The organism is Curtobacterium sp. Leaf261, assembly GCF_001422205.1.
Taxonomy (GTDB): Bacteria; Actinomycetota; Actinomycetes; order Actinomycetales; family Microbacteriaceae; genus Curtobacterium.
In genome coordinates this window covers 829606-852624 of record NZ_LMMJ01000001.1, presented here as the reverse complement: position 1 = coordinate 852624, position 23019 = coordinate 829606, and the positions used below count along the sequence as shown (strand labels likewise).

At 70.7% G+C, this 23019-nt stretch carries 16 protein-coding genes; 7 read left to right on the top strand and 9 right to left on the bottom strand.

Going from position 1 to position 23019, the window contains the following annotated elements; translation table 11 throughout:
• Positions 1-225: 225 nt before the first annotated feature.
• From ASF23_RS03575 to ASF23_RS03565, 3 genes are read right to left on the bottom strand one after another with little or no spacing between them, the layout of a single operon-like run.
• Positions 226-1602, bottom strand: a complete 1377-nt coding sequence (locus ASF23_RS03575) for an ABC transporter substrate-binding protein (protein WP_055948856.1) — start codon at positions 1600-1602, stop codon at positions 226-228.
• Between the two features lie 8 nt (positions 1603-1610).
• Positions 1611-2588, bottom strand: a complete 978-nt coding sequence (locus ASF23_RS03570) for a carbohydrate ABC transporter permease (protein ID WP_055948853.1) — start codon at positions 2586-2588, stop codon at positions 1611-1613.
• 7 nt (positions 2589-2595) lie between these two features.
• Positions 2596-3567, bottom strand: coding sequence for a carbohydrate ABC transporter permease (locus tag ASF23_RS03565; RefSeq protein ID WP_055949268.1), 972 nt, complete (start codon positions 3565-3567; stop codon positions 2596-2598).
• Positions 3568-3766: 199 nt separating this feature from the next.
• On the opposite strand from ASF23_RS03565, the gene ASF23_RS03560 reads away from it, so the two are divergent.
• A complete protein-coding gene (locus ASF23_RS03560; RefSeq protein ID WP_055948850.1) occupies positions 3767-6019 on the top strand; it encodes a glycoside hydrolase family 36 protein in 2253 nt (750 codons plus the stop codon).
• Positions 6020-6120: 101 nt separating this feature from the next.
• Here the strand turns inward: ASF23_RS03560 and ASF23_RS03555 are convergent, their stop codons facing one another.
• Both ASF23_RS03555 and ASF23_RS03550 read right to left on the bottom strand, forming a co-directional pair.
• Positions 6121-7146, bottom strand: a complete 1026-nt coding sequence (locus tag ASF23_RS03555) for a LacI family DNA-binding transcriptional regulator (protein ID WP_055948847.1) — start codon at positions 7144-7146, stop codon at positions 6121-6123.
• Between the two features lie 49 nt (positions 7147-7195).
• On the bottom strand, positions 7196-7678 hold the full coding sequence (locus tag ASF23_RS03550) for a MarR family winged helix-turn-helix transcriptional regulator (protein WP_055948844.1): 483 nt from the start codon (positions 7676-7678) through the stop codon (positions 7196-7198).
• Positions 7679-7799: 121 nt separating this feature from the next.
• Between ASF23_RS03550 and ASF23_RS03545 the strand changes: the two genes are divergently transcribed.
• Both ASF23_RS03545 and ASF23_RS03540 read left to right on the top strand, forming a co-directional pair.
• Positions 7800-8600, top strand: a complete 801-nt coding sequence (locus tag ASF23_RS03545; RefSeq protein ID WP_055948841.1) for an SDR family NAD(P)-dependent oxidoreductase — start codon at positions 7800-7802, stop codon at positions 8598-8600.
• 165 nt (positions 8601-8765) lie between these two features.
• The gene (locus ASF23_RS03540) at positions 8766-9332 is read left to right on the top strand and encodes an isochorismatase family protein (protein ID WP_055948838.1); all 567 of its coding nucleotides are present in this window, start codon (positions 8766-8768) and stop codon (positions 9330-9332) included.
• Positions 9333-9390: 58 nt separating this feature from the next.
• On the opposite strand, the gene ASF23_RS03535 is transcribed toward ASF23_RS03540, so the two are convergent.
• The gene (locus ASF23_RS03535; protein WP_055948835.1) at positions 9391-10836 is read right to left on the bottom strand and encodes a sugar porter family MFS transporter; all 1446 of its coding nucleotides are present in this window, start codon (positions 10834-10836) and stop codon (positions 9391-9393) included.
• A 166-nt stretch (positions 10837-11002) separates the two neighbouring features.
• Here ASF23_RS03535 and ASF23_RS03530 point away from each other — a divergent pair, with 166 nt between their 5' ends.
• Positions 11003-12499, top strand: a complete 1497-nt coding sequence (locus tag ASF23_RS03530; RefSeq protein WP_055949263.1) for a glycoside hydrolase family 36 protein — start codon at positions 11003-11005, stop codon at positions 12497-12499.
• A gap of 114 nt (positions 12500-12613) precedes the next feature.
• Positions 12614-13108 (top strand): hypothetical protein, encoded by a 495-nt coding sequence (locus ASF23_RS03525; RefSeq protein ID WP_156364095.1) that lies wholly within the window; start codon positions 12614-12616, stop codon positions 13106-13108.
• Positions 13109-13196: 88 nt separating this feature from the next.
• Here the strand turns inward: ASF23_RS03525 and ASF23_RS03520 are convergent, their stop codons facing one another.
• Genes ASF23_RS03520 through ASF23_RS19055 form a run of 3 tightly spaced genes read right to left on the bottom strand, consistent with a single transcriptional unit; the run spans position 13197 to position 15773 of the window.
• Positions 13197-13769: a hypothetical protein gene (locus ASF23_RS03520; protein ID WP_055948830.1), complete on the bottom strand. Its 573-nt coding sequence runs from the start codon at positions 13767-13769 to the stop codon at positions 13197-13199.
• A complete protein-coding gene (locus ASF23_RS03515) occupies positions 13759-15540 on the bottom strand; it encodes an alpha/beta hydrolase (protein ID WP_055948827.1) in 1782 nt (593 codons plus the stop codon). The genes ASF23_RS03520 and ASF23_RS03515 overlap by 11 nt, the downstream gene beginning before the upstream one ends.
• Entirely contained in the window at positions 15537-15773 is a 237-nt protein-coding gene (locus ASF23_RS19055) for a DUF6507 family protein (RefSeq protein WP_442855000.1), read from the bottom strand. The genes ASF23_RS03515 and ASF23_RS19055 overlap by 4 nt, the downstream gene beginning before the upstream one ends.
• Positions 15774-15931: 158 nt before the next feature.
• On the opposite strand from ASF23_RS19055, the gene ASF23_RS03510 reads away from it, so the two are divergent.
• Together ASF23_RS03510 and ASF23_RS03505 are read left to right on the top strand one after the other, a co-directional pair.
• On the top strand, positions 15932-16969 hold the full coding sequence (locus ASF23_RS03510) for a C40 family peptidase (protein ID WP_156364093.1): 1038 nt from the start codon (positions 15932-15934) through the stop codon (positions 16967-16969).
• Positions 16970-17141: 172 nt separating this feature from the next.
• Positions 17142-22943 (top strand): Ig-like domain-containing protein, encoded by a 5802-nt coding sequence (locus tag ASF23_RS03505; RefSeq protein WP_055948818.1) that lies wholly within the window; start codon positions 17142-17144, stop codon positions 22941-22943.
• Positions 22944-23019: the final 76 nt, after the last annotated feature.

The window sequence follows — 23019 nt, the reverse complement described above, 5'->3', positions numbered from 1 at the left end:
GGGCCCCTCGGCCGCCAGCCGTGAGCCGCACCACTTCAGGCCTTGGCGAGTTCTTAAGACAGCCCACCAAATTGAAGAGCCCTGACAGGACAAACCTCCCGTCGGGGCTCTTCTGTGTCTGGTGCGTCGAGGCATCGGAGTGCAGTGGTGACGGACGGGAGGCACGCTGCCAACCGGCACCGTGCCTCCCGTCCGTCTGTCCGGCACCTGCATGCCGGACCCGACCTACTTGCTGAACAGCGCGTTCACCCGCTTGTTCGCCTCGTCGAGGGACGACACCGGCTTCGACCCGATGTAGATGCTGTCCATCACGGGCTTCATGATCGACAGGATCTGCGAGGAGTTGTTCGTCACCGGGAAGAGCACCGTGTACTTGTTCTCGACGAGGTCCGTGAACGGCTCGACGTCGATGCCCTTGTCCGCGAACGCCTTCACGGCGGCCTCGGTGCCGGCTGGCCTGGCGGGGAACACGACGCCCTGCTGGCCGACGAGCTCCTGGCAGGCGTCCGACCCGAGGAAGTGCACCCACTTCGCCGCGGCCTGCGGGTGGTCGGTCTGCGCGCTGATCGAGTCACCGAGGCCGTTGTACATCGACACCGGATGCCCGATCGGACCGGAGGGGATGCTCGCGATGCCGAGCTTCACGCCCTGGAGCCGTGCGTAGCTCGAGATCGTCCACGAGCCGTCGGCCGTGAGCGCCGCCTGGTGCGATCCGAGCTGCTGCACGAGGTTCGGGGACGTCCCGACGCGCTCGTACGAGGGCAGGTACCCCTTCTTGACGAGGCCGAACAGCCACGAGATCGCGGCCTGGAACTTCGGGTCGTCGTAGTTGTACTCGGTGCCCCAGACGTCCTTGTTCGTGAAGTCCCAGCCCATGGCGGCAGCGAGCCACGACCACTGGGTCTGCCCGTTCGTGTCGCCGGCGCCGTTCGAGCCGAGCCCGTAGGTCGCGACGTTCTTCGGGTCGAACCCGGGCTCGTCGCCGCGGACGCCCTTCTTGTCGACGGAGAGGTGCGCGATGACCTTCTCGAACGTGCCACCGTCGTCGGGGTTCCAGGTGAGTCCCTGGAGGTCCTCCGGCGTCATGTCGGCCTTGGCGAGCATCTTCTGGTCGTAGAACAGCGCGATGGTGTCGAAGTCCTTCGGGGAGCCGTACTGCTTGCCGTCCTGGCCCTTCCAGAGGTCGGCGAGCCCGGCCTGGTAGTCCGCGGCCTTCAGGTCCTTGGTCGCCGAGAAGTCGTCGAGCGGCAGGATCACTCCGCGGGTGACGAACTCCGGGTACTTGGTGAGGTGGTCGGTGAACACGTCGGGGCCGGCACCGGCGACGAGGCCCGCGGTGAGCTTCTGCCAGTAGTCCGCCCAGCCGTACTGGGTGATCCGGACATGGACGTCCGGGTTCTCCTTCTCGAAGGCGGTGGCGCACGCCTGGTAGCCCGGGAGCTGCAGGGACTCCCACAGCCAGTAGTCGATGTTCGTCTGGCCCGCCGCGGCGGGGGAGACGGTGGCGCAGCCGGTGAGGGTGCCGAACAGCGTCGCGGTGACGGCTGCGGCGATGATGCGGACGAGCCGCGCGGCGCGGGTGGAACGGGTTCGCATGGTCATGGGGTGCCTCACTTGATTCCGTTGAAGCCGATGTTGTTGACGATCCGCTTGGCGAACGCGCCGAACAGGATGATCATCGGCAGTGCGGCGACGAGCGTGGCCGCCATGAGCCCGGACCAGTCCGGGCCACCCTGCGGGCTCTGCGACTTGAAGGCGCCGAGTGCGGTGGTGAGGACCCGGGAGTCGTCGGTGTACGAGACCATGAGCGGCCAGAAGTAGTCGTTCCAGCTCGTCATGTACGTCAGGATCGCGACGGTGGCGATCGGCGCGGCGGACATCGGGATGATGACCCGGAAGAACACGCGGATCTTGCTCGCGCCGTCGACGAGTGCGGCCTCCTCGATCTCGAGCGGCACGTTCAGGAAGAACTGCCGCAGGAAGAAGATCGCGAACGGCGTCATGAACAGCGACGGCAGCATGATCCCGAACAGGGTGTCGATGAGGCCGAGCTCCTTGATGAGCAGGAAGTTCGGCAGCAGCGTGAAGATCACCGGGACCATGAGCGAGAGCAAGAAGAACCCGAACACGAAGTCGCGGCCGCGCCACTTCAGCCGCGAGAACGCGTACGCGGCCATCGACGAGAAGAACACCTGGCACACCGTGATGCCGGTGGAGACGATCACCGAGTTGCCGAGGTACTTCCAGAAGTCGAGCTTCGCGCCGGACCCGCCGTCGGCGATGGCGTCCTGCACGCTCTGCGCGCCGAACACCCGCGCGAACCCGTTGAACGTGAAGTCGGCCGGGAGGAGCGAGGTCGCGTTGGCGTACAGGGCACCGTTCGAGGACAGTGCGGTCCGGAGGATCCAGTAGAACGGGAACACTGTGATGAGGAGGAGGATCCCCATCACCGTCCAGGCGATGATGCGTCCCCACGGGACGGGCTTCTTCCGGCGGCGGGCCTCGGTCCGCGCGGCGGTGCCGGTGGCGCCGGCCGTGTCGGGGACGCGGGTCGGGCGAGCGGCGGCGGGCTGGGTCTGGGTGGTCATGGCGTCCTCAGTTCAGGTCGGTCTGGCCGGCCCGCGTGATGCGGTACTGGAAGAAGGTGACGATCACGAGGATCACGAGCATGGCGACGCTCAGGGTGGACGCGTACCCGAAGTCGAACTCGGCGAACCCCTTCTGGTAGATGTAGACCTGCAGCAGCCGGCTGGAGTCCACCGGGCCGCCGTTCGTCGTCACCGACACGGTGTCGAACACCTGGAACGACCCGATCACCGAGATGATCAGCACGAGTCCGAGGATCGGGCGGAGGAGTGGCAGGGTGATCTGGCGGAACATCCGGAGCTCGCTCGCACCGTCCACCCTCGCCGCCTCGTAGAAGTTCGCGGGGATCGCCTGGAGCCCGGCGAAGATGAGCAGCGCGGTGTAGCCCATGTGCCGCCAGACGTTGACGAGCGCGATGGTCGGGATCACCCAGTTCTCGGTGGTGAAGAACCCGATGCGGTCGAGGTGCATCCACTCGAGGACCTGGTTGCCGATGCCCAGCTGGTAGTCGAGGATCCAGAGGAACACCAGGGCCGCGACGACGTTCGACACCAGGTACGGCGCGAGCAGGATCCCGCGCACGAGCACCGACTGCGTCAGCCGCTGCATGAGCACCGCGATGGCGAGGGCGACGACCGTCTGGATCCCGATGTTGAGGATGACGTAGTACACGGTGACCCGGGCGGCGTTCCAGAAGATCGGGTCGGCGAGCATCCGCTGGTAGTTCGCGATGCCGACGAACTCCTCCGGGGAGAGCAGGTCCCACGAGGTGAAGCTCAGCGCGATGCCGCGGACGAGCGGCCAGAAGTAGAAGACGACGAGGCCGATGACGGCCGGGATGAGGAACAGCACCGCCAGCTTCGTGTCGTCGGGTCGTCGCTTGCGTGGTGTCGGGGAGCCGTTGCTCCCGATGCGTTGCGACGCCGGCCTGCTGCGCTCCGGGGTTCGGGGCGTGGCGCGCACGCTGTCGGACAGTGCCATCCTGACTCCTTCGTCGAACGGTCCCGACATCGTCGTCGGACCCACGTCACCGTGTTGGGTCATTCTGTGCCCGGATGCCCCCTTCCTGGCAGCTTTCGAATGTCACGGCTCGATAACGAATGGAACCGCTTCCAGTTTCGGCAGCGAACCGGTTAGAGTCCCGGGAAGACGTCCACCACCATCAGCAAGGAAGCTCATCGTGACCGTTCTCGACGCCGTCGGCGTGTCCACCATCGACTGGGACAACGATCGGATCCGCCTGCGGTTCGACCATGATCCTGGAGGCCCGGTGCGGCTGGTCGAGATCGCCGACGCCCGGCAGGACGCGGCTGCGACCTCGGACACGGGCGACAGCGACGGATCGTCGAAGCCGGTCACGCAGCCGCTCGTCGAGGTGCTCTCGCCGGCGTGGGGACGGAGCAACAACAGCTACCGGTACGACGAGACCGCGCTGGGTGCGGCGCTCCGCTTCCGGTCGTCGGACACCGGGAGCCGGGGGGAGGTCCTGTGGCTCGAGATCGTGCAGGCCCACCCCGACTCCGGCCTCGTCGCGACCACCGTGTTCGAGGCGGTCCGGGGTGTCGCCGCCGTCCGGACCACCACGACCATCACCGTCGAGGCCGACAGCGACCCGCTCCCGGTGTGGGCCGTGACCTCCCTGGCGACCGGAGCCCTGGTGTCCGCGGCGCCGAACGACGTCGACCTCTGGCACGCCGACACCGCGTGGTCGGCGGAGAACCGCTGGACGAAGCGCCCGCTGCGCTCGCCGGGGCTCGTCCGCACCGACGGCAGCGCGCGCGGGGAGACGAGCCGGAACCGCCTGTCGGTCGCGAGCCTCAGCACCTGGTCCTCCGGGATCGCGAACCCCGCGGGCGCGGCGCAGAACCGGAGCACGGGCGAGACGCTCGCGTGGCAGATCGAGCACAACGGGGCGTGGACGTTCGAGCTCGGAGAGAGCCCGCACTGGGGTGCCGGGGGTGTCCCGCTGTCGGACCGGCTGCGGAGTGACGTGCCGTTCGGGCCCCCGCGCGGCGACCACTCCGAGGACGGCGCGTACGTGGCCGTGCTCGGTCCGACGGACACGCTGCACCAGTGGTCGGTCGTGCTCGACGGCACGAACCCCTTCACGACCGTGCCGGTGTCGTTCACCGTCGGACCCTCGTTCGACGACGCCTTCGGCAACCTCGCCGCGGGCCGCCGTGCCACCCGCCGCCCGCACCCGCAGGACACCGCGCTGCCCGTGGTCTTCAACGACTACATGAACACGCTCGAGGGCGACCCGACCGAGTCGAAGCTGCTGCCGCTCATCGACGCCGCGGCCGGCGTCGGCGCCGAGTACTTCTGCATCGACGCCGGGTGGTACGACGACACTGCCGGGTGGTGGGCGAGCGTGGGTGACTGGATGCCGTCGACGCTGCGGTTCCCGTCCGGACTGGCCTCCGTGCTCGACCACATCCGGACGCGCGGCATGGTCCCGGGGCTCTGGCTCGAGCCCGAGGTCGTCGGGGTGACCTCGGCAGCGGCGTCGTCGTTGCCGGACTCCGCGTTCCTCCAGCGCGGCGGTGTGCGGGTCCTTGAGCACGAGCGGTTCCTGCTCGACCTCCGCTCCCCGGACGCCCGCGCGCACCTCGACGAGACCGTCGACCGACTCGTCGGCGAGCTCGGTGTCGGGTTCTTCAAGCTCGACTACAACGTCACGCCGGGCGCCGGGACCGACCTCGACGCACCCTCGGTGGGCGCAGGACTCCTCGACCACAACCGGGCGCTGCTCGCGTGGCTGAACGGTGTCCTCGACCGGCATCCCGACCTCGTGCTCGAGAACTGCGGGTCCGGGGCCATGCGGAGCGACTTCGGCATGCTCGGCACGCTCCAGATGCAGTCGACGTCGGACCAGCAGGACCCGTTGCTCTACCCCGTGATCGCGGTCGGGGCGCTCGTGCACGTGCTCCCGGAGCAGGCCGGCAACTGGTCGTACCCGCAGCCCGACATGTCGGACGAGATGATCGTGTTCACGACCTGCACGGGGCTCGCCGGCCGGCTGTATCAGGCCGGGGTGCTCAGTGGGATGGACCAGCACCGGCTCGACCTGGTGGCAGCCGGGGTCGAGGCGCACCGGGCGACCCGGCACGCGATCGCACGCTCGACACCGCGGTTCCCGACCGGGCTGCCGTCGTACGACGACGGCTGGGTGACGGTGGCGTTCGACGCTCCCGCGACCGGGGGCGCCCCTGCCGAGACGCTCGTCATCGCGTGGCGGCAGGCGTGGGCGGACCCGACGGCCGAGCTCGCGCTGCAGCACCTGGGTGGCGCCGACGTGACGATCGAGCAGGTGTTCCCGCCCGCGGGCATCGGCGCGGACTGGCAGCTGACGCGCTCCGCCGGCGGCCTGACGATCGTGTCACCCGACGAGGCCGTCGCCGGTGCGCGGATGTACCGCCTGACGAGCGAGTAGCTCTGGCCGGCGGCTCCAGCACACCGCCCTCCGCACGGAACACCGCTCTCCTCGGCGGTGTCGTGTGCGGAGGGCGGTGTCCCGCGCGCCACGGTGAGGAGTCAGGCGCGCGGTGGCCCGGAGCTCTCGCGGGCGACGAGCACCGGCGGCAGCTCGACGTCGGTCATCGGGGGACCGGCCGTCTCCCCGAGCATCCCCGCCAGCAGGTCGAACGCCGACGACCCGAGCGACCCGAAGTCCATCCGCACGGTGCTCAGCGTGGGGGAGACTGTCGAGGACAGGGGCGCGTCGTCGAACCCGATGATGCTGACGTCCTCCGGCGCGCGGAGCCCTCGCTCGTGGAGTGCCCGGTACGCCCCCATCGCCAGGTCGTCGTTGAAGCAGAAGAGTGCCGTGACGGTCGGGTCGTCGTCGAGGAGCGCGAGCGTGGCCACGCGAGCAGCGGCTGGTTCCCACGTCGATGACCGGATCGGTGGGACGGGGATGCCCCGTGCCTCCAGTGCGGCCCGGTACCCGTAGGACCGTCCGGTGCCGGACTCGGACGGGTAGTCGACCGCGATGTGGTGCACCGTCCGGTGCCCGAGGTCCAGCAGGTGGTCCGTCGCGAGACGGCCGCCGAGCTCGTCGTCGATGTGCGCGTCCGGCAGGCCGGAGTGGTGCGTGCCGACGAGGGAGGCGGAGACCGACGGCATCGACGCCGGGAACAGCGCGAGCCCACGGCTCACCTGCTCGTCGAACTCGATCCCGATGACACCGGCGAGCGGTTGGTTCAGCAGCAGGTCGACGACCGCGCGCACGTCGGTGTCGCTCCGTGATCGCGGGCGTGCGACGGTCGCGAGCATGCCGACGGCCGCCGCGGCGTCCTCGATCCCGCGGATCGTCGATGCGAAGCCGTACTCGGTGGTGTCGCCGGTGAGGATCCCGACGAGGCGGTGCCGACCGGACGCGAGCGCCCTGGCCGTCTGGTTCGGGCGGTAGCCGAGCTCCTCGATCGCGCGGACGGTCGCTGCCCGTCGGCGCTCGCTGACCTGGCTCGAGCCGTTGAGGACCCGTGAGACCGTGCCGACGGAGACACCGGCACGACGCGCGACGTCACTGATCGCCGGTGGGCGCGCCGGTGTCGTCATCGTCGATCCTCTCCGTGCTCATCATGACCTGCCGATGCCGTCCGCGGCGTCAGCGACCCGACGGCGCCCGCCACGCCGGCTCCGGATCGACCGCCGCCGCGATCCGCCGGGCGATCACGCCGAGCTGTCGTGTCTGCGCCGTCGTCAGTGCGTCGAACACGAGCCGGTCGACGAGCGCCTCGTGTCCCGGTGCCGCCTGCGCGACCAGCTCGTGGCCGGACTCGGTCAGGACGGCCAGGGTGAAGCGGCCGTCGGACGCGTCGACCTGCCGCCTGGCCCAGCCCCGTGCCTCGAGCCGTCCGATCGCCCGGGACAGTCGGGACAGCGTGCAGCTCGCGTACCCGGCGAGGGTGCTCATGCGCAGCGTCCGGTCGGGCGCGGTGTCGAGGGCGTAGAGCACGCCGAACTCGAAGTGGGTGAGGCCACTGTCCCGCTGCAACTGTGCGTCGAGGGCGGCCGGCAGTCGCTCGAGGAGCGTCGCGAGGGACGCCCACACCTCGAGGCGGGCGGCGGCACCGGACGGTTCGGACATGACGGCAGCCTACGCCGCACGTCCGGCTGACGACTTGCCCAGGCAAGTCGGGGCCGGTAGATTGACTTGCCTGAGCAAGTCATCGATCGGGGTCGGACGACACCGGGAAGCGAGCGGCACCATGGACCTGCACCTCCGAGGCGGACGAGCGTTCATCAGCGGATCGACCCAGGGCATCGGGTTCGCGGTGGCTGCCGCGCTCGCCGGAGAGGGGATGGACGTCGTGCTGAACGGCCGCGACGCCGCTCGCCTCGACACGGCGTGCGAACGGCTCCGGGCGGACCACCCCGACGTGGCGGTCGCGGGGATCGTCGCGGACTTCGCGGACGCCGACGACGTCCGCCGGCTCCTCCGGGAACTCGACGCCCTGGGGGCGATCGACGTCCTCGTCAACAACGTCGGCGTGTTCGGACTCCGTGCGTTCGAGGACATCGACGACGACGCATGGCAGCGGTACCTCGACGTCAACCTGATGAGCGGCGTGCGACTCTCGCGGCACCTGCTCGGCGGGATGCTCGAGCGTGGTCGGGGTCGCATCGTCTTCGTCAGCAGCGAGTCCGGCGTGAACGTCCCCGCCGACATGGTGCACTACGGCGTCACCAAGGCGGCGATGCTCGCACTCGGCAACGGCCTCGCCAAGCGCACCCGCGGCACCGCCGTCACCGTCAACACGGTGCTCGGGGGACCCACCCTGTCCGACGGTGTCGCCGGGACCATCGCCGAGGTCGCTGCGGCACAGGACACCCCCGTCGAGGACATGCAGCGCGGCATCATCGGCCAGAACCGGACGACGTTGCTCGAGCGCTTCATCACGCCCGAGGAGATCGCGAACACGGTCGTCTGGCTCGCGAGCCCGTTGGCATCGGCCACGAACGGCGCCGCGGTCCGCGCCGACGGCGGCGTGCTGACCGGGATCCTCTAGTCGAGCAGGTCGGACGGGCCGAGCAGGCGGTCACGACCGCGCTCCGGACTGGAGGGACGGTGCCAGCCCGCACCGTGCCTCCCGTCCGACCCGCCGACCGCCCGCCGGGGGCGACGTGGTAGACACGATCCGCCCCCACCGGGCACCCTGTCGGCAAGGAGACCCATGACCATCGAACTCGAGCAGACACCGGCCCTCGTCGTCGTCGACCTGCAGGTCGGCGTGATGCAGTACCCGACCGCGCACCCGAAGGAGCTGGTCGTCGGGAACGCCGCCGCACTCGCCACCGCGTTCCGGGCGCACGGACTGCCCGTCGCGCTCGTCAACGTCGACGGTCGGGCGCCCGGTCGGACCGAGCGCAGCAAGACGAGCGGGGCCGCTGCGCCGCGGGCGATCGATCCGTCCGCGACCGCGATCGTGCCCGAGCTCGACCAACAGGCGACCGACATCACGGTCACGAAGCGCACGTTCGGGGCGTTCACCGGGACGGACCTCGACGTGCAGCTCCGGGCGGCAGGCGCGACGCAGGTCGTCGTGGTCGGCATCGCGACCTCCTCGGGGGTGGAGTCCACCGCCCGGGCCGCGCACGAGCTCGGGTACCACGTGGCGCTCGTCACCGACGCGATGAGCGACAGTGCCGAGGCCCACGAGGCATCGGTCACGCTGCAGTTCCCGAAGATCGGCGAGGTCGGGACGACGGCCGACGTGCTCGCGCTGCTCGACGCCCGGTAGGCCCGCACCACGACGGGCCTGCCGAGTGTGTCGGCAGGGCCCGTCCTGGCATGCGGCGTCAGTGCCCGCGGACCTGGTGGATCGCGCCGGCTGCGACGTCCTGCTCGAGCTGCTCGAGGGTGCGGCCGCGGGTCTCGGGCACGGCCCGCCAGACGAACCACAGGGCGAGTGCGTTCAGGACCGCGAACCCGAAGAACGAGCCGGTGATGCCGAGGGTGGCGAGGACCGACGGGAACGACAGTCCGAGCAGCGCGTTGGCGATCCAGAGGCAGAAGACCGAGACGCCCATGCCGAACGCGCGCATCCGGAGCGGGAAGATCTCGGACAGCGTCACCCAGACGGCCACGCTGAGGAACGTCTGCATCGAGCCGACGAACAGGACCACCAGGAACAGGATGACCCACGGTCGGGCCGGGTCGCCCTCCGGGAGCGCGAGCGAGCCGATGCCGATGAGCAGGTGCGAGACGGTGGTCAGGGTGAACCCGGTGACGAACGTCCGGCGGCGGCTGCAGCGGTCGATCATGCGGAGCGCGATGACCGCCCCGATGACGGCGATCACGCCGGGCCCGACGTTCGCGATGAGTGCGGCGCTCGCCGAGAACCCGGACTCGGTGAGGACGATCTGCCCGTAGTACATGATCGCGTTGATCCCGGTCAGCTGCTGGGCGACACCGAGGCCGATGCCGACGAGCAGGATCCGGACGAGCCACCGGTTCCGGAGGATCTCGGTCCACGTGGAACTGCCCGGGCCGACCGCCCCGCCGGTGGCCTCGACCACCTGCGCGACCTCGGCCTCCGCGCGTTCCGGGGAGCGGATGCTGTGGAGGACGGCGACCGCTTCGGCGACCCGGCCCTCGACGACCAGCCAGCGCGGCGACTCGGGCATCCGGACCATGCCGACGAACAGGGCAATCGCGGGGAGCGCCTCGACCGCGAGCATGATGCGCCAGACGCCGACGATGTCGCCCCAGACACTCCCGATGACCGCGTTGACGACGAACGCCGCGAGCTGTCCCGCCACGATCGCGAGCTCGTTTCGGCCGGCGATCGAGCCACGGACCTCGAACGGTGCGAGCTCTGCGAGGTACACGGGCACGATCGTCGAGGCCCCGCCGACCGCGAGGCCGAGGACCGCGCGACCGACCACCATCCAACCGAAGGTCGGCGCGGCGACGCAGACGACGGTGCCGACGAGGAACAGCACCGCCATGAGCATGATCGACCAGCGCCGACCCCGGACGTCCGAGAGCCGGCCGCCCGCGACGGCGCCGACCGCGGCGCCGAAGAGCAGTGCGCTCGTCACCCATCCCTCGGTGACCGCGGTCAGGTGGAGCTCGTCCGCCATCGGGCTGATGGCGCCGTTGACGACGGAGGTGTCGTACCCGAAGAGGAGTCCACCGAACGTCGCGACGAGGGCGACGACACCGAGACGCTTCCGGTGCGGGCCGTCGGTGAGCGGGGGCAGCGTGGTCGGCCCGGCGGGGTCGACGTCCGTGGTGGTCACGAGGTCTCCCGCGTGCTGACGTGCTGACGCATGGGAGATGTCACCGTCCAAGCCTGCCAGGCCGGGGGAGCCGCCCGCGCCCCGACGGTGCACTACGCTTCGCGAGGCGAGGCGAGGCGAGGCGAGGCGCGGTGCGGTGCCGCGGCGACCGACGAGAGGTGTGCGTGTGATCCTGGAACTCGACCCCGACGGCAGGACGCTCTCCGGGGACCTCGACGAGGGTCGGTCCGTGGCCGGCGGGATGCTGTTCCCCCCGGGTGACGTCACCATCCGACACGGGCTCGGTGCGACGCTCTTCCACCGACAGGGCTGGACGTCCTGGTCGCCGACGGGGTGGTCACCACTCGACGAGAGCCCGATGCGCATCCACGGCGACCCCCGCCGGACGATCACGGCCGACGACGCGGCGCTCGACCAGCCGGACCACCACGAGGGCAGCGGCCTCGGCGCACTCGACCTCGGCGACGGACGGGTGCTCCTGCTCGGGGCGCTCGGTCTCGGCAGCCCGCGGGTCCGCGCCACGGACACCGAGCTGACGGGCCGGAGCGACGCCGACGGTGACGAGTGGTTCGTCGCGATCGGACCCGAGGACACGGTGTTCAGCGCCTACGCCGAGCTCCTTCGCGAGCGGCTGGGGAGGCCGACCGCACCGCGCGTGAGCACCCTCTGGTGCAGCTGGTACTCGTTCTTCGAGGACGTCGACGAACGTCGCTTCCTGGAGGCCGTGACGGACCTCGGCGACCTGCCGTTCGACGTCGTGCAGCTCGACGACGGCTGGGAGCGCATGGTGGGGGACTGGGTGCCGAACGCCGGGTTCCCGTCCGGCATGGCGGAGGTCGCCGCGCGGGTGCACGCACGCGGTTCCCGCCCGGGACTCTGGTTGGCGCCCTTCATCTGCCTGCCCGGTTCCGTCGTCGCCACCGAGCACCCCGACTGGCTCGTCCAGGACCCGGCCGGCGGTCCGCTCGAAGCCGGGTGGAACTGGGACACCCACTACCACGCGCTCGACACCACCCTGCCGGCGGTGCAGGAGCATCTCGACGAGGTGTTCCGCCGCGTCGCCGACTGGGGGTTCCGGTACCTCAAGCTCGACTTCCTCTCCGCGGCGGCGATGGTCGGTGTCCGCTCGGAGGACATCCCGCGGGAGCGCGTCTACCGCGATGCCGTGCAGCGCATCCGCGCCGTCGTCGGCCCCGACGTGTACCTGCTCGGGTGCGGTGCACCGGTCCTGCCGTCCGTCGGCGTGTTCGACGGACTCCGCGTCGGTCCGGACACCGCCGCAGAGTGGTTCCTGCCGGGCAGCGTCGAGGACCCGAGCTACGAGGGCGGGTTGAACGCGCTGAGTGCCGCCGTCGAGCGGATGTGGATGTCGTCGCTGTTCCAGGTGGACCCGGACGTCGTGTCGTTCCGGTCCGGGGACGCCGCCACGACGCCGGCGCAGCGCGCCCTGATCCGCGACGTCGCCTCCGTCGCCGGGTTCCGCTCGACGTCGGACCCGGTCGCCTGGCTCGCCGACGACGAACGAGACGGACTGGAGGCGTTCCTCCGGTCCGCCCCGTCGGTGCGGCGGACCGGGCGGTACCGGTACGAGCTCGACGGCCGAGCCGTCGACTTCGGACCGGTGATGCAGGAGGTGCGTCGCGGTCGCGAGCACCTGGCCTGATCGACCGGCCACCGAGCATGACGCGGCGGTCGCCGATCCCGGCGGCGGTCCCGGTACCCTGGGCGGATCGCCGTCGTGGTGCACGAGGGCGGTCCACGGGGGACGGGGAACGACATGACGACGAGTGATCAGCACGGCGAGGCCGCGGTGGGCGGGGCCGGGACCGGACCTGCGACCGACGATCCCGTCGTCGTCAGCGATCCGCGGTCTCGGGAACGACGCGCACCGTGGCACGTCGACGATCCGTTCGAGCAGCTGCAGTGGGTCGTCCGCATCATCGCCACCGGTGGACTGATGGTGCCGGCCACGGCGTTCGTGCTGCTGTTCGTGTTCCGGATCCTGCCTGACGTCGGCGCGGCCGAACCAGCCGGCGTGGCACGCGGGTGGATGCAGGGTTCCGGCTTCTACACCGTCTCGTGGCTCGTCGCGCTCGTCACGGCGATCGCGACGGCCGTCGTCTGCCCGCTGCTCTGGGTGCTCGCGGTCCTGGTCTTCCCTCGGACGCTGCCGGGTGTGCCGTCGGCCGGCGCACGGTGGATCGCCCGTGGTGCCGCCGTGGTCCTGACGGTCCTGGTCATCGTCTGGGCGACGCTCGGCACCCTGCACTGACGCCGTCGGTGCCCGTGCCGGTGGCGGAGCTGGCGCTGACGAATGTCGGTACCGGCGCTGGTGCCGGTGTCGGCGGGGACCGGCCCGGTCAGGACGCCGGTGTCGGCGGCACCGTCGGGGTGCCCTGCTCGGAGTCGAACGCGTAGCAGGCGCTGTACACCTGGATGATCGCTGCCGACTCGTCGGCGTTGAACGCGGCGTACCGGTTCGATGGGCCCGTCCCGACGACCTCGGTGTCGCGACGGACTTCGGCGTCGAACCCGCGGGCGTCGAGCACGGCGTGGAACGCGGTCGCGGCAGCGGAGGGGTCGGTGGTGCCGTCACCCCGGACCTCACGCGTGATCTGCACGCCCGCTGCGCCGTCCGGGGTCGTGCACGTCCGGAACCGCTTGACCTGCGGGTCGGCCCACGCGCTCGGGACTGCGGACTCGAGCGCGGCGATGAGGGCGAGCTGCTCGTCGTTCGCGGTCTCGGCGGTCATCGCCACACCGTCGGAGGACTGCGGGCTGGAACTGTCTGACATCGTGCTCCCGGGGGTCGTTGGGTCGTTGTTCCGGGCGGGGCCTTCTTGGATCGCTGCGCAGCCGGCGATGCCGACGACGGCGATCGCGCCAGCGAGGACGGCGAACAGGGCCGTCCGGCGCGTGCTCCTAGCCGTCATAGTCCGTCCGTTCGATCTCGTCGCCGCGCCCGGTCGTGATCAGCCCCACGCTGTCGAGGGAGTGGCTGCCGGGAGAGAGGTAGCCGTCGCCCGCGCTGTCCCACGAACCGTCGGCGCCGAGCGTACCCGGGTTAGAGTCGTGGCTGTGGCTCCCTGCGAGGTCGCCGTCCGGCCCGACGTCGAAGAGCTTCGTACCGAACGCGGCCGTGGGCTTCGTCTGGTGCTGCGAACCGGTCCACCAGGAACGGCCGATGTCCGCGATCGAGTCACCGTGCGCCTCCGCGGAGTACATCTCGCCCTTCGGGACCTCGAGGTCGCTCCGGTGGTCGACGGCGAGCCCGGCGGACGCGAGCGTGACGAAGCGGTCGACGGGAGCGGTCTGGAGCGCGACCGAGGAGACGGTGGTGCCGTAGGAGTGACCGACGAGGTTCAGCGTCGGGTCGGTCCCACGGGTGGCCCGGAGTCCGCCGAACTCCCCGGCGAGGTACGTGCCGCCCTTCTCCGCCTGGGCGACCGACGGTTCGGTCAGCTCCGACGGAGCGTCGTACCCGATCCAGGCGACGACCGCATGCGTGCGGTGGAGGTCCATCCGGTCCTGCTCGTCGGCGAGTGCCGATGCGGAGTTCACCCACTGGGGCACCGCGTCCGACCCTGCTGTCCATGACTTGATGCCGGGCACGAGGTAGGTGACGTCGTCGGCGGTGTCGAGGTCGCCGACCGAGAACGCTGCGCGGGGGACGGCCCGCGGGTCGAGCGTGGTGATCTGCAGCGTCGTGCCGGTGCTGTCGGCGAGGCGCATCTGCTGTCGGATCTTGCTGACGGTGCGATCGAGGTCGGTGTCGTCCCCGGACGCCCGGTACTCCGTCACGAAGGTGCGGTTCGCGAGGTCCCGGGCGGAGTAGAAGACGCCCTGGAGGTTCCCCACGAGCACCGGGACACCCGTCGCGAGGGCGATCTGGGCCGCGGACAGGTCGTGCGGGTCGTTCCCGAGCGTGCGCCACCATCGATCGACGGCGGCGGGGTCCGGCGGTTGATCGATGAACCCCTCGTACTGGTCGGGATGCGCCGCCCGCCACTGTTCGAGCTCGGGCTTCGACATCGTCGCGAGGTCGGCGAGCAGACGGATCTGGCGGTCGGAGATGCTCTGGTCGAACGCGGCCCCGGCGCTCCCGACGTCGAAGCCGTACTGCGCCGGACCGAGGGGTGCCCGACCGGGGAAGAGCCCGTCCGTCGAGTCCGTGTTGCGGAGCTTGCCGAGTGCGTCGACGCAGTCCTCGCGCGCGGACTGCCAGTCGCGTCGGAGGCGCGCGATGCGGTCTGCGAGATCGCCGTTCCGGGACACGAGTCCGCTGTCGTCGGTCCAGGACACCGGTTCGGCATCAGGGTCGGACGCGGCCTCCGACTCTGCCGCGGTGGCGCTCGCCCGGAACGCCGCGATGTCCTCGACGAGCAGTTGGCGGCGCTGCTGGAGGACGTTCGTCACGCTCGCGAAGCCCGCGAGTGCGGTGGCTGCCCCCTCGGTGTCGGTCGCGAGGGAGGTGGCCGCGTCGGCGGGTCGAGCCATCGCGATGGACAGCTCGTCGAGCACGCCCGGTGACTCGAGGACGTACGGGATGGTCGTCGACCAGTTCCATGAGATCTGCTCGGCCGACTGCGTCACGGTGCGACCCGCGGCGCGGATGCTCGACGCCGCACCATCGAGTGCCGTCGTGTCCACCTCGATCCTGGGCACGTCGGCGACCGACACTGCACCGTGGACGGTCGCGCTCATCCCCGGTCTCCGCGGACGCTCGGCGGCACCGGGTCCGCTGCAGCACGGGCGGCGTTCTCCGCCATCTCCTCGTCACCGACGACGAAGGCCGCCGTGGCGGACGCGGCTGCCTGGAGGACGGCACCGATGTGCGCCTCGATACGTCCGGTGGAGGCGTCGTGCCGGGTGACGCCGCCCCGTGTCCCTGGTCGACACTGTAGTGGCCGGACTGCCCGGAGGCAGGTCGACGTCAACGTTCGAGCACCGGTCCAGGGCTGTGACGACCCGCAGGTTGTGCCCGGGTGCCGGGGGACAGAACCCAGTCCGTGACCAATACGTTATCTTCTTGTGTCGCTCCCGGAGTGGCACCCGGCCCGGTCCCGAGGGCCATCGCGCAGGCGGAAGGAACGACATGGCAGGACGACACTCGCTCCCCGAGGAGACGCGCCGCGGCCGTCGGTCCAACGGGAACGCAGAGCGTCCTGACGACCAGACAGCCACCCCGCCACGCGGACGACGAGCAGCCACGCCGGTCGTCCCAGCACCCGTCGTTCCCGCGCCGGTCGCCCCCGCACCCGTGGTCCCCGCGCCCGTCGTCCTCCCGGTCGAGGACGAGCATCCCCGCGGCAGCGCCGCCCGCGCCGTCGAGACGCAACGGAGCGTTGCCAGGCCGAACCGTGCCTCCCGTCCGGTCGTCACCGGCCACCCGCGCGCCGTGACCCGCGCGCCCCTGCCGCGCCCCCTCGTCTCGCGCGTCGACACGGCCCGCCCGGATGCCGGACACGTCCGCCGTACCGCGCGTGCGCAGCGGCTCGCACTCATCGTCGCGCCGGTGATCGCGATGACGTCCTGCGTCACCTTCGCGATGCCCGCGAACGCCGCGACCATCGCCGGCACCTCCGCGGCGACGGCGTCGAGCTCGGTCGCTCCGGCGACGGCTCCGCACCGGAACCAGACCTTCACGGTGTCCAAGGACGTCCAGGTCCCGGTCGTCGACAACGGGACCACGACGGTGGTGTCCTACCCGGCCGTCGTCGTGAGCGGCGGCGCCTCGGAGTCCGATGCGGAGTCTGCCATCGGCACCGTCCTCTCAGCGGGCGGTCAGCGTGCTCAGGTCGTCCAGACCGCCCTGGCGTACCTCGGCGACCGGTACGTGGAGGGCGGATCGTCCCACTCCGGCATCGACTGCTCGGGGCTGACGATGGTCGCCTACGCCTCGGTCGGGATCCCGCTCGTGCACTACGTACCGACGCAGGACGCCGCAGCGACGACGATCCCGGAGAGCGAGGCGCAGCCCGGTGACCTCGTCGTGTACGACAACGAGGACCACGTCGGGCTGTTCCTCGGCGACGGCCTCGTGCTGCAGGCACCGCACCCCGGTGAGCCGGTCGACATCATCCCGATGTTCTCGGCCGCGCACCACTTCGCCCGGGTGCTGCCGGCCTCCTGAGCCGTCGGGCACGGCCCCCGTCCGGGGGTGGAGACCGGTTCTGACCCCGTTCGGGTGGGGCCCGGACTGGGGGGCGCGTCGATACCTCGACGGTCGAGACACTTGCAGGACGATCAGGACACGCCCCCGAACCGTGGGCAGCTGATGTTCGACCCCTGGAGTCACCGCCCACATGCATGCCCTCACCGGATGGCGTTCCCTCGCCACGCGCCGCCTCGTCATCGCGATCGCCTTCGGCCTCGTGGTCCTCCTCGGAGCGACCTTCGCGATCCAGTTCGTCGCCACCTCGACTGCGCGCGCCGCGACGGCGCTGCTCTGCGACCAGAACACGCTCTACGGCGTCGACACGAACGGCAAGCTCGAGTCGATCGACGCCTCGAACGGCACCGTCACCTCCGTCGGCTCGATGAGCCCGGCGACGAACGGCCTCGGCATCAGCGCGGACGGCGGGTTCGCGTACGGGTTCCAGAGCGGGGCGAACGCGATCGCGGTGTACAACGCCACGGCGAACACCACCGCCACGGTCGCGGCAGCCGACCCGGCCGGCACGAACCAGACGGTCATCCGCGGTGCGGTCAACCCGGTGAACGGCTTCTACTACTACGCGTCGAACAACGTGACCACCGCGGACAAGACCGGGTCGACGATCCGCCTCGGTGCGTACGACCCGAAGACGGGCACGAAGTACGGCCAGGTCGGCACCATCACCGGCATGCCGGTCACGACCGGCACCACCGGGAACGGCGACCTGTCGTTCAGCACGAGCGGCACCCTGTTCCTGGCGGTCGGCAACCAGATCCGCCGCGTCGACACGGTCCCCGCCGTCTCGGGCACCCCGTCGCTGCCGTCGTCGCTCGTCGCCACGCTCAACCCGGACGCGAACGGCACCGCCGTGAACAGCCCCGGCATCGCGTTCACCACCGACGGGTACCTCTACGTCACGAACACCGCGACCGCCCCCGTGTCGCTCATCAAGATCAACCCCGCGACCGGTGAGCAGGTCGCCAAGACCGCCCTCAGCGACACCGCGTACGCCCCGCTCGACCTCGCGACCTGCAACTACCCGGACACCGCTGCGACGCAGGTGGACGTGGCGCAGCGCTGGTCGACGACGGACCAGTTCCAGGTCTCGCTCGCCTCGACCTCGCCGGACACCACCCAGAACGTCTCGAACATCACGACCGGCAAGGCCAACGGCATCCAGGCGGAGCGGGCCGGCTCGGTCCTCGCACTCCCGGGTCGCCAGTACGCGATCACCCAGGGCCCTGGGAACAAGACGACGGCGCTCGACCACTACTCGACGACCTGGTCCTGCACGAACGCGAACGACCCGGCCAAGAAGGTCATCGCGCACGGCGACGGCAACTCCGGTGCCTTCACCTTCCCGGCGGCCGAGACCGGCCAGAACGCCGGTACCGACGTCGTCTGCACGTTCACGAACGCGCTCGTCGCCGTGCACTCCGGTGCGAAGGACGACACCGGTTCGACCACCGCGAACATCGAGCTCGACGTCGCCGCGCCGGGTGTCCTCAAGAACGACGACGGCACCGAGCTGTCGGCCGCTCTGAAGACCCCGCCGACGAACGGCTCGGTCACCGTGAACGCGGACGGCTCCTACGCCTACAAGCCGGGCAAGGACTTCTCCGGCACCGACTCCTTCACCTACACCGCCACGGACTCGTCCGACCAGCCGACCCAGTCGACGACCGCGACCGTGACGATCACCGTCGCGCCGACCACGACGAACGACACCGGGACCACCCCTGCGGACACGACGCTGACGAGCTCCGCATCGGTGCTCGCGAACGACCACGGCTCGAACACCACCGCCGCGCTCGACCTGCAGGCCACGCACGGCGCCGTGACGCTCGCCGCCGACGGGACCTACACGTACGTCCCGTCGACCGGGTACTCCGGGCCGGACTCCTTCACCTACGTCCTGAAGGACGGCAGCGGGCAGACCGCACCGGCACGGGTCGACATCACGGTCACGCCGACGGCGAAGCCCGACACCGTCAAGACCACGCCGGGCGCCACCGTCACGGTCCCCGCGAAGGACGCGGCCGGCACCCCGACCGGCGTGCTCGCGAACGACACCGGCTCCGACCTGACCGCGGTCGTCGCCACCCAGCCCTCGCACGGCTCGCTCACGCTGCAGCCCGACGGCGGCTACACCTACGCGCCGGACGCCGGCTACGCGGGGCAGGACTCCTTCACGTACACGGCGAAGGACGGCAGCGGACAGTCGACCGCCCCCACCACGGTCACCATCACCGTCGGGGTGGCCGCCACGCCGGACACCGTCGACGTGCTCGCGGGCGTCACGACCACCGTCGACCGCGACCACGGCGTGCTCGCGAACGACCGGGGCCAGGACCTCACCGCCACCGTGGCCCAGAAGCCGACCCGGGGCGACCTCGACCTGAACACCGACGGATCGTTCTCCTACACGCCGACCGACCCGCAGTTCTCCGGCAAGGACTCGTTCACCTACACGGCGACCGACAAGGCCGGGCAGACCGACACCGCGACCGTCACGATCACCGTCCTGCCGAACGCCGTGGCGGACACCGCCTCGGTCGTGGCCGGGTCGAGCACCACGGGCAACGTGCTCGGCAACGACCACGGCACCGCGATCCTCGTCACCCCGCCGAGCGGCTCGACGAACGGCGCGACCTCCAGTCCGTCGCACGGCACGCTCGACCTGCAGGGCAACGGCAGCTACACCTACACGCCGACCGACGCGTTCTCCGGACCGGACCAGTTCACGTACACGATCACTGATTCGTCCGGGAACACCTCGACCGCGACCGTCGCGATCACCGTCACGCCGGCCGCTGGTGACGACACGATCATGACCGCGGTCGGGACTGCTGGCAGCACAGACCTGCTCGCCAACGACCACGGCTCCGACCTCACGATCATCGAGCACACGGTGCCGAAGCACGGGGACCTGACGATCGGCACCGACGGCGCCGCGACGTTCACCCCGGACGACGGCTTCTCGGGCAAGACCTCGTTCACCTACACGGTGCGGGACACCGCCGGCCAGACCACGACCGCCACCGTGCGGATCGTCGTCGGGGTCGTCGCGAAGCCGGACTCCGGCACCACGACGGCGAACACCACGCTGACGGTCGACACCGCGCGCGGCGTCCTGTCGAACGACCAGGGCTCGACCCTGACGGCCGCTGTCGTCACGGGCCCGAAGCACGGCGACGTCACGCTGAAGGGCGACGGCTCGTACGTCTACACGCCGCTCGACGGGTACTCCGGGCCGGACTCGTTCACGTACTCCGCCACCGACCCCGACGGCGTCAGCGCCACCACGACGGTGTCGCTGTCGGTGACCCCGACGGCGAAGAGCCCGAGCATCAGCATCGCGGACGGCTCGTCGAAGAGCGGCAACCTGCTCGACGGGTCCGCCGGTGACTCGCTGACCACCACGGTCGGCACCGGACCGGGCCACGGCAGCCTCGAGCTCGGCACCGACGGCACGTACACGTACACGCCGACCGACGGGTACTCCGGCCCGGACACGTTCACCGTCACGGTGACCGATCGCTCCGGCCAGACCACGACCATCACGGTCACGGTCACGGTCCAGCCTGCGGCCGCACCGCACGCGTACGCCACGATGTCCGGAACCGACCTGTCGGTCCCGGCCCCGGGCCTCCTGACCGATTCGCACGGTGACTCCGTCACCGTGACCAGCGCGACCAAGCCGGGCCACGGCACGGTCACCACCGCACCGAACGGATCGTTCACGTACTCACCGGACGACCGGTTCTCCGGGACGGACACCTTCGGGTACACGGTCACGGACCGCACCGGGCAGACCGCGACGGCCACCGTCACGGTCACCGTCGGCATCGTCACGCAGCCGGACGCCCTGTCCGCGACGACGGACACCACCTCCGTGGTGCCGGTCGGCACGGGCGTGCTCGCGAACGACCGCGGCGCCTCACTGACCACGACCGTCGCGACCGGACCGAAGCACGGCGACCTCGCCCTCGCGAAGGACGGCTCGTACACGTACACGCCGGACGCCGGGTACTCCGGCCCGGACTCGTTCACCTACACGGCGACCGACGGCACCGCCTCGAAGACGGACACCGTGACCATCACGGTGCTGCCGAAGGCGGTCGGTGACACCGCGACCGTCGCGTCCGGGCACACGCTCGACATCGACGCGCCCGCCGTGCTCGCGAACGACGACGGCACCGGGATCTCGGTCCGGTCGGTCACGAAGCCCGGACACGGTGACGCCAGCGTCGCGCCGGACGGCACCCTGCAGTACGTGTCGACCAGCGGGTTCTCCGGCACCGACACGTTCACCTACACGATCGTCGACAAGACCGGCGGCACCGCCACCGCGACCGTCACGATCACCGTCACCCCGCGTGCCGTGCACGACGAGGTCGGCGTCCCGGCAGGGTCCACGCTCACGACGACGGCAGCGACCGGTGTCCTCGCCAACGACCTCGGCGTCGGCCTCACGGTCACTGCCCACACCGAGCCGACCCACGGTGCGCTCACCATCCAGACGGACGGCTCGTACACGTACACGCCGGTCGACGGGTTCTCCGGCACCGACACGTTCAGCTACACGCTCACCGACGGGGCCGGCCAGACCTCGACGACGACCGTGTTCGTGATCGTCGGCGCCGCAGCGACCGCGGACGCCGGGGTCACCACGGCCGACACGGTACTGACCGTCGGGCCGGAGGGGTCCGTACTCCGCAACGACAAGGGCACCGGGCTCGTCGCGACGATCGACCTCGCGCCGATGCACGGCGGCGTGGTGCTCCACCCGGACGGTACCTACGTCTACACGCCGGTCGACGGGTACTCGGGCCGTGACCGGTTCACGTACACCGCGAAGGACACCAACGGGACCACCAGCACCGGCATCGTGACGATCACGGTGCTCCCGAAGGCCGTCGACGACCGGATCATGACCTCCGCCGGCAAGGCCGTCACGGTGGCCGCCCCCGGGCCGCTGACGAACGACGTCGGGCGGGGCCTCAAGGTGGCGACGGTCGGGCGCGGCACGGGCACCGGCTCGCCCACCGGCTCCGTCACCCTGTCGGACCCCGCGCACGGCACCGCGACGATCACGCCGAACGGCACGCTCGTCTACACCCCGGCCAAGGGCTTCTCCGGCAACGACCAGTTCACCTACACGATCACCGACGTCATCGGCAGCACCGCCACCGCGACGGTGTACGTCGGGGTCAAGCCCGTCGCCAAGAACGACACGTACTCCGCGATCGGCGGCCAGCCGCTCAAGGTGTCCGTCGGCAAGGGCGTCACGGGTGACGACGACGGCACGGACCTCCGGGTCGCGCTGACGACGCAGGCGCAGCACGGCACCGTGACGCTCGCAGCCGACGGCTCGTTCGTCTACACGCCGAACAAGGGCTACTCGGGACCCGACTCGTTCGAGTACACCGCCACCGACGGCGCGGGACGCACCACCTCCGCCACCGTGAACCTCGTCGTCGCGGCAGCCGCGACCGCCGCGGACGACTCGGTGAACGGCGTGTTCGGACAGCCCGCCACGATCGACGTGCTCGCGAATGACGTGCCGACCCAGCAGGCGCTGTTCCTGCCGGGATCGATCGTCCTGGTGAACCCGAACGGCGGCGGGCTCGCGACGAGCGTCACCGTCAACGGACAGGGCACCTGGACGGTCGTCGACGGCACGGTGCGCTTCGAGCCGGCGACCGGGTTCACCGGGGCGGCGTCGATCGACTACCGGGTGACGGACGGTGACGGTGTGACCGTCTCCGCCACGATCACGGTCACGTACCCGACGCAGGCCGCGCACGTCGGTGGTGTGCTCGCCTACACCGGTGGGGCATCGCTCCTCTGGCTGGCACTGGTCGCGCTGGCGGTCATCGGGCTCGGCGTCGTGATCCGGCGTCGCCGGAACGACGGCGAGGCAGAGCCGGGGCCGCGCCGGAGCTGACCCTGCCGCCCGGCATCCGCAAAACACCAACTTGGCCGCTTCTCGCAGAGGAACATCTCTGCGAGAAGCGGCCAAG

Bases quoted from the DNA above. Each gene is read 5' to 3' on its own strand.
- ASF23_RS03525 (WP_156364095.1), top strand. From the start codon at position 12,614: ATGACGACGAGTGATCAGCACGGCGAGGCCGCGGTGGGCGGGGCCGGG.
- ASF23_RS03565 (WP_055949268.1), bottom strand. From the start codon at position 3,567: ATGGCACTGTCCGACAGCGTGCGCGCCACGCCCCGAACCCCGGAGCGC.
- ASF23_RS03505 (WP_055948818.1), top strand. From the start codon at position 17,142: ATGCATGCCCTCACCGGATGGCGTTCCCTCGCCACGCGCCGCCTCGTC.
- ASF23_RS03510 (WP_156364093.1), top strand. From the start codon at position 15,932: ATGGCAGGACGACACTCGCTCCCCGAGGAGACGCGCCGCGGCCGTCGG.
- ASF23_RS03555 (WP_055948847.1), bottom strand. From the start codon at position 7,146: ATGACGACACCGGCGCGCCCACCGGCGATCAGTGACGTCGCGCGTCGT.
- ASF23_RS03540 (WP_055948838.1), top strand. From the start codon at position 8,766: ATGACCATCGAACTCGAGCAGACACCGGCCCTCGTCGTCGTCGACCTG.
- ASF23_RS03515 (WP_055948827.1), bottom strand. From the start codon at position 15,540: ATGAGCGCGACCGTCCACGGTGCAGTGTCGGTCGCCGACGTGCCCAGG.
- ASF23_RS03520 (WP_055948830.1), bottom strand. From the start codon at position 13,769: ATGACGGCTAGGAGCACGCGCCGGACGGCCCTGTTCGCCGTCCTCGCT.
- ASF23_RS03545 (WP_055948841.1), top strand. From the start codon at position 7,800: ATGGACCTGCACCTCCGAGGCGGACGAGCGTTCATCAGCGGATCGACC.
- ASF23_RS03575 (WP_055948856.1), bottom strand. From the start codon at position 1,602: ATGACCATGCGAACCCGTTCCACCCGCGCCGCGCGGCTCGTCCGCATC.
- ASF23_RS03570 (WP_055948853.1), bottom strand. From the start codon at position 2,588: ATGACCACCCAGACCCAGCCCGCCGCCGCTCGCCCGACCCGCGTCCCC.
- ASF23_RS03550 (WP_055948844.1), bottom strand. From the start codon at position 7,678: ATGTCCGAACCGTCCGGTGCCGCCGCCCGCCTCGAGGTGTGGGCGTCC.